At 57.0% G+C, this 284-nt stretch carries 1 tRNA gene and 1 rRNA gene (1 of these 2 running past the window's edge); both read right to left on the bottom strand.

The annotated features are described in order from the left end of the window. Positions 1 to 32: transfer RNA gene (locus RR062_06270), tRNA-Ile, on the bottom strand (it extends 74 nt beyond the left edge of the window). A 95-nt stretch (positions 33 to 127) separates the two neighbouring features. Next, positions 128 to 284 (bottom strand): 16S ribosomal RNA (locus tag RR062_06265); the annotation flags it as partial.

Here is a 284-nt window from a genome sequence, read left to right as displayed (position 1 = left end):
AAGCAGGTGCTCTCCCAGCTGAGCTAAGGCCCCGTATTGGGACTTTTCCAAGCCAACCCTGTTGGCTATGGAACTCTGAATGCAGGTTTCTTGTGGGGACGCCTGACAGGCGATGCTGTCTTGCTCAAAAGGAGGTGATCCAGCCGCACCTTCCGATACGGCTACCTTGTTACGACTTCACCCCAGTCATCGGCCACACCGTGGCAAGCGCCCTCCCGAAGGTTAAGCTACCTGCTTCTGGTGCAACAAACTCCCATGGTGTGACGGGCGGTGTGTACAAGGCC

The sequence above is a fragment of the Clostridia bacterium genome, assembly GCA_036654455.1.
Taxonomy (GTDB): Bacteria; Bacillota; Clostridia; order Christensenellales; family CAG-314; genus JAVVRZ01.
This window is presented reverse-complemented; position numbering and strand designations above follow the sequence as displayed.